The 6,366-nt window shown below is 60.6% G+C and carries 5 protein-coding genes; 4 read left to right on the top strand and 1 reads right to left on the bottom strand.

Features of this window, described 5'->3' with window-relative positions; genetic code table 11:
* Positions 1-8: 8 nt before the first annotated feature.
* From ACQ5SP_RS16425 to ACQ5SP_RS16440, 4 genes are all read left to right on the top strand, one after another.
* A complete protein-coding gene (locus tag ACQ5SP_RS16425) occupies positions 9-404 on the top strand; it encodes a hypothetical protein (RefSeq protein WP_430939491.1) in 396 nt (131 codons plus the stop codon).
* Between the two features lie 482 nt (positions 405-886).
* Positions 887-1,942, top strand: a complete 1,056-nt coding sequence (locus tag ACQ5SP_RS16430) for a tyrosine-type recombinase/integrase (protein ID WP_430939492.1) — start codon at positions 887-889, stop codon at positions 1,940-1,942.
* A gap of 872 nt (positions 1,943-2,814) precedes the next feature.
* Complete coding sequence (locus ACQ5SP_RS16435) at positions 2,815-4,380, top strand: inorganic phosphate transporter (protein WP_430939493.1); 1,566 nt, start codon at positions 2,815-2,817, stop codon at positions 4,378-4,380.
* Positions 4,381-4,414: 34 nt separating this feature from the next.
* Positions 4,415-6,106 carry a Na/Pi cotransporter family protein gene (locus ACQ5SP_RS16440; RefSeq protein ID WP_430939494.1) on the top strand — a complete coding sequence of 564 codons (1,692 nt, stop codon included), beginning with the start codon at positions 4,415-4,417 and terminating at the stop codon, positions 6,104-6,106.
* Positions 6,107-6,153: 47 nt separating this feature from the next.
* Here the strand turns inward: ACQ5SP_RS16440 and ACQ5SP_RS16445 are convergent.
* The coding region (locus ACQ5SP_RS16445; protein ID WP_430939495.1) for a hypothetical protein at positions 6,154-6,366 on the bottom strand (213 nt) is incomplete at its 5' end.

Below are 6,366 nucleotides of genomic sequence, written 5' to 3' on the forward strand. Positions count from 1 at the left end.
GTGCTCTCATGTTCGATACGACCCAGATCGCCCACCCGATCGCAGACCCGCGTACCGCAACCCGGGATCATACCCTGGCGCAGGCGCAAGACTACCTCGCCGACCACGGCGACGGCCTCATCGCGACCGCGCGCTGGCTCGGCGGGCCGAAAGCCGGCCAGGCCACTCTCGCGCTCATCTCCGAGATCGCCGAGGCTGAGAGCTGGCGCCCCCGCTTCACGGAACGGCTCACCCGGCTGCACCGGCTGCTTACGCTCGAGTACGCCGATGATCCGGCGCATCCCTCCGCGCACGCCGTAGCGACGGTGTGCCCAGATGATCCGCGGGTCGATGCGGCGTGCAGGCATGCGGAGAACCTTTCTCGGATCAACGCCCGAGCGCCAAAGAGGCTTCAAAGATCCTGAAAATTTTTCTTGGAGGCTCTTGCAACCCTCATGGGCCTCCATATCTCGAGGGTGCAATCAGGAAAACTCCCCCCGCGAAAACGCTGTATAGGGAATAAGGCGATACTCTTCGCCCAATCCTGATATCCCTCGGATCATGGAATGTAGCCGTTCAATTTTGATCGGGCTACAAAGCCTGAAGAGCGCACACAATTTGCGCTTTTTCCGATCACCCGAAACCTTCGCGGGTGATCGAACAATCATCACCCGTCAGTCTACTGGTAGCACCTTGTTTCGGTTTTTGGTGCATGGGTGACGTTTGTCCTCCCAAAAAATAGAAACGGAGACCAGCGCTTGAAACTTGTAACGTTTCAAGAGGCTGAACGAAGGACCAATGTTCCAGCCTCATCCCTGAGAAAAGTCGCAGATCGATACGGCTACACGTTTCTCTGTGGCTCTCGGTATTTCCTAAAAGAAAACGAAATCGAGGAGCTGATCGAGCTATGTCGCGTCCCTCCAAAGGCCCCCGCCTCTATTTCCGGAAAAGAAAAGGCTCCCGGAATGCATCGTACGTCATTCGCGACGGGCAATCCGAATTCTCGACCGGCACGAGCGATCGCAAAGAAGCTGAAGCAGCACTGCGCAGCTACCTGATTCAGGTTGAAACTCCTCGAGAATTTCATCGGGGAGATCGCGCGAACATGAGGGTAAGCGAACTACTCGCCGTGTACGGCGATGAACATGCTATTCGAGCAGCAGACCCGGAACGGATCGCTTATGCAATCGATGCGCTCGATGATTGGTTCGGGAACATGCTTGTTTCGGAAATCAATATAAAGAAGTGCATTAAATACGCAGAAAATAGAAACGTGAAATCAAGCACAGTTCGCCGCGAACTCAGCTGCCTGCGAGCAGCAATAAACTATGTTCTGCCAAAATCGGCGGCCAAACCTGAGCTATGGCTTCCGGAACTGGAGGAGTCATGTGGAAATTTTATCACCCGATCGCAGGCAGCTCGGCTGATCAGGATTGCCAGAAGAGATAAAAAGACAAGACATTTGGCGAAGTTCATTTTAATTGGGGTATATACCGGAACGCGAAAGACAAATATTCTACAATTAAAATTCCATCCTCATTCTCATGGTGGCTGGATAGACATCGAAAACAATCTAATCTACAGAAAGAAGTCGGGATCAAGAAGAACGAAGAAAAGGGCACCCACTGTAAGAATTCCACCAAAACTCCTTGTTCATCTTCGCATCTGGGAAAAGAATAATCAGAGTGGATGGGTTATCGAATTCCGCGGTAAAGGCGTGAAGTCAATAAAAACCTCCTGGTCCACACTACGTGAGAATGCAAAACTCCCGGCCGTCACGCCTCATACACTTAGGCACACGGCGATTACATGGGCCCTGCAATCTGGCGCTCCGAAATGGGAAGCATGCGGCTATTTCGGCCTGACGATGGATACGCTCGAGCAGGTCTACGGTCATCACCATCCGGATCACCAAGCGTCCGTTCTGGAGGCCATGAACCGCGGCGGTCGTGGACGAAAATAGGCGATAAGCGCCCCGTGACCCGAACACCCACCGTCAATGAAACCACAAGCCCCGGCCCATCATGGGCCGGGGCTATCTCATTTTAAGAACTCGAGAGATGGCCACCGCGAGCAATCTTGCGATGGCTTCCTTTTCGGGAAAGGCCCTTTCGCATACCATACTATCAATTTCCCTGAGCACCAATTCGAGCCAATCACTACATTCTCGACCGTGCAGAATCCGGAGCTAATGGGCGGTTTCCGGTCATTCGCCGCACATTAACCGAAGGTCCGCTAAAGGCCGTCTACGCAATGCAGAGAGCGCGCTCTTGTCTGCATTGCCGGCCTTATTGCCTGTCACATGGCTGTCATCCGGGCGCGGCATGGTTGCGGGCGTGCGGTCTGCGCGGATCGCGAGGACCGACGGTCCGCAGCATGAGACGACTCAAGCGATATGGAAAACGATGGCCGACCATCCGTAGCCGCACCGCTCATCTTGGGCGGCTGACCCTCATTGTCGTTTTCGCGGCCCTTGTCATCTACCTGGCCATGACCTGAGCACCCAAGATTTTCCGCTCGGCACCGGGGTGCGAGAACGCGGCGTTCCGGCCCTCTTGCAGGTCCCCTATCGGTGCACCGGCCCGGGGTCGGAACAGCGCCCGGCTTCGCGGGAGGCGTGGCCGGAAGTTCCGCCGGCCGTCCGTGCAGTCGCCTAAACATGTCCGCACGCGGCCAAGGATCTTCAGAAGATTGATTCAGATCATGACAGTTGGATGACAGTTTTGTAACGGTCGACAGGCTTTGTAACAGTTTTATGACAGTCGTCTTCAGGAGAGCCATCGCCAGAATCGCGACAGCGCGTTCGGCGTTCCAGCGGCAACGGGGGAAACGGGCATGCTCAGAACGGAAGAGGTGGAATCCGCCGCCCGGCTGAACAGGGAGGAGCTGTTCCGTTTCGGAACGGCTCTTCTGTTCATCGTCGGCATCATGATCTTCACCATGGGGCGTACCGATGGCGGGGTGGACGGAACGCTGCTGGTGGTGGCGGCCATGATCGGCGGGTACATGGCCATGAACATCGGGGCAAACGACGTTGCGAACAACGTCGGGCCCGCGGTGGGATCCCAGGCCATTACCCTGACCGGGGCAATCTTCATCGCCGCCTTCTTCGAGGCCGGCGGCGCGCTGATCGCAGGCGGCGACGTCGTGGGGACGATCAAGAAAGGCATTATCGATCCGGTTCTGATCGGTGATCGGGATACATTTATCTGGCTCATGATCGCGGCACTTCTGGCGGCCGCCGTCTGGCTGAACTTCGCGACGGCTATCGGGGCGCCGGTTTCCACCACCCACTCGATCGTGGGCGGAGTGCTCGGCGCAGGCATCGCTGCCAGCGGCTGGGGGATCGCGGACTGGACGCAGGTCGGCATGATCGCCGCAAGTTGGGTCATCTCGCCGGTTCTGGGCGGGCTGATCGCGGCGGGTTTTCTCTACCTGATCAAGCGGTCGATCACCTATCAGAAGGATATCCTCTCCGCGGCAAACAGGATGGTCCCGATCCTGGTCGCTCTCATGGCCTGGGCCTTCGGCACCTACCTGATGCTCAAGGGGATGACGAAGCTCTGGAAGGTGCCCTTCCCTGTAGCGGTGCTGATCGGGCTTGGAATCGCCGTGGCCGTTTTCGCGGTAATGCGCCCGCTCATCCGGCGTTCGACCGCCGGGCTTGCCAACGAGAAGAGCAGCGTGAACGATCTCTTTACCGTGCCTCTGATCTTTGCGGCGGCACTTCTGAGTTTCGCCCACGGCGCCAATGACGTCGCCAACGCGGTCGGCCCGCTGGCGGGCATCAACGACGCGATCCTCGCCGGCGGCGTTACCGAGAAGGCGTCCATCCCGCTCTGGGTCATGGCCGTGGGGGCCATCGGAATTTCGCTCGGGCTTGCCCTGTACGGCCCCAAGCTGATCCGCACCGTCGGCAGCGAGATCACCGAGCTCGACAAGATGCGCGCCTATTGCATCGCCATGGCGGCCGCGATCACGGTGATCATCGCCTCGCAACTCGGCCTGCCCGTCAGCTCGACGCATATCGCCGTGGGTGGCGTGTTCGGCGTCGGGTTCCTGCGCGAGTACATCAAGGCGAACTATTCCCAGAAGCTCGCCGAGATCCGCGACCATCACAAGGACAGCGATCCCGAGGAGGTGGAGGCCTTCATCGCCCGGTTCGAGGCCGCCGACGTGATGACCAAGGGGGAAATGCTGCGCGAGATCAAGCGCCAGTCCTCCGAGGACCGCATCCTTGCCAAGCGCGAGCGCCGCGCCCTGGGGCGGGTCCAGCGCATCGAGCTCGTCAAGCGTGGCCTGCTCGTGCGGATCGCCGCGGCCTGGGTGATCACCGTGCCGCTCGCCGGGGTCTTGGCCGCGATGTTCTTCTTCATGATCCGCGGCATGATGCTGCCATGAGCGCGGCGTTGCCCGGGCGCCCCCTGGAGGCCGCGTGACTGACATCAGCCAGATCGCCGTTGCCACCGCCCTACTTGGCGGGCTGGCGCTGTTCCTCTTCGGGCTCGATATCCTGTCGCAGTCGCTCAAGCAGGTCGCGGGCGACTACATGAAGGCGATCCTGGCGCGGATGGTCCGCAACCGGTTCACGGGCCTGTTCGCCGGCGCGACGGTCACCGCGCTGATCCAGTCTTCATCCGTCACGACCGTTCTCCTGGTGGGGTTCATCTCGGCCGGGATGATGACCACGTCGCAAAGCGTGTCGATGATCATCGGCGCCAATATCGGCTCTACCTTCACGGCGCAGATCCTGGCCTTCAACGTCACGGCGCTCGGCATGCCGCTGCTGACCCTCGGGTTTTTCGTCTCCTTCGCGACCAAGCGCGAGGATGTACGGGAATACGGGCGCATCGTGCTCGGCCTGGGGCTGGTGTTTTTCGGCATGACCATCATGAGCGAAGCCATGGCGCCGCTCAGGGACTATCCCCCGTTCCTTCGTTTCATTGCCTCCCTGGACAACCCGCTGGTGGCCGCCCTGGCGGGCGCCGGGTTCACGGCCGTGATCCAGTCCTCCGCGGCCACGACGGGCATCGTCATCGTCATGGCTGGCCAGGGCCTGATCGGGCTCGAGGCCGCGATCGCCGTGGCGCTCGGGGCCAATATCGGGACCTGCGTAACGGCGCTTCTGGCGTCGATCGGCAAGCCGCGCGAGGCGGTCCGCGCGGCGGTCGTCCATACGTTATTCAACATCGCCGGCGTACTGATCTGGATCGGCCTCATCGCGCAGCTCGCCGATGTCGCCCGGCATATTTCACCCAGCTACCCAGCGCTGAACGGCGTCGCACGCATCAACGCGGAGGCGCCGCGGCAGATCGCGAACGTCCATACCTTTTTCAACGTCGTGAACGCCGCGCTTTTCATCGGCTTCACACGGCAGATCACGACCCTGGTCGAATGGCTCATCCCCGTCCGTCCGGCCAGGGTCGAGCCGCGATACGCGCCGCAGCATTTGGATCCGCAACTGCTCGAACTGCCTGCCTTTGCCCTCGACGCGGCCCGGCTCGAGACCCTGCGGCTGGCCCGGCTGGTCGAGGAAATGCTGCAAGCGGCATTTCCCGCCGTGGTTTCCGGAAGCCCGGTGCAGATCGGCCAGCTCCGGGTCATGGACCGCCCGGTGGACCTGCTGCACCGGGAGATCGTCGGCTACCTGCGCCAGATCAGCCTCGGCGACCTGAGCGACGACCAGTCAGAATTGCTGATGGCCTATATCAAGATCGCAAACGACCTCGAGCATATCGGCGACCAGATCGCGACCGGCATGGTGACCTCGGCCCGCAAGCGCATCGACGAGAACGTGACGATCAGTAACGCCACGGCGCGGATCATCACCCGGCTTCACGGCGAGGTGGTGACGGCCATGTCCGGCGCCATTGCCGCCCTCGAGACCCGTGACCGCAATCGTGCCGCCGAGGTCCGGGCAATGAAATCAAGGGTCGCCAGGATCCTCAAGGAAATCGCCGCGCATCAGGTGGCCCGCCTGCAGACCTCTGAACCGCAGAGGCTGCCAGCCTATACCCGCGAAATTGAGCTGACCGAGGCACTCGACGATATCTTCAGAACGATCCGTCGCATCGCCCGCACCGAGAAAACGATCTTCCGGCGCGGCATCGATGCGCAAGATACGTGACCGCGGTGGACACGGGTGAAGCCCCGGGCATGCGCGGGCGGGCTGCCTCACTGCGGTGACCGCGAGAGGTGGCGTGCAAATGGCTCGGGCAAATCGAAGTGCTTCTTGGCCTCTTCGAGCACCGCCGCGCCAAGAGACGGCGGTGACAGGTCGACATCGGCCGACAGCCGCTCGACGATCTCGTGCATCGCGGCAATCCGCGCGTATTTCTTGTTGTTGGCCGGCAGGACACACCAAGGCGCGTGTGCGGTGGAGGTGCG

The organism is Rhodovulum sp. YNF3179 (genome assembly GCF_050586465.1).
Taxonomy (GTDB): Bacteria; Pseudomonadota; Alphaproteobacteria; order Rhodobacterales; family Rhodobacteraceae; genus CAJXYS01.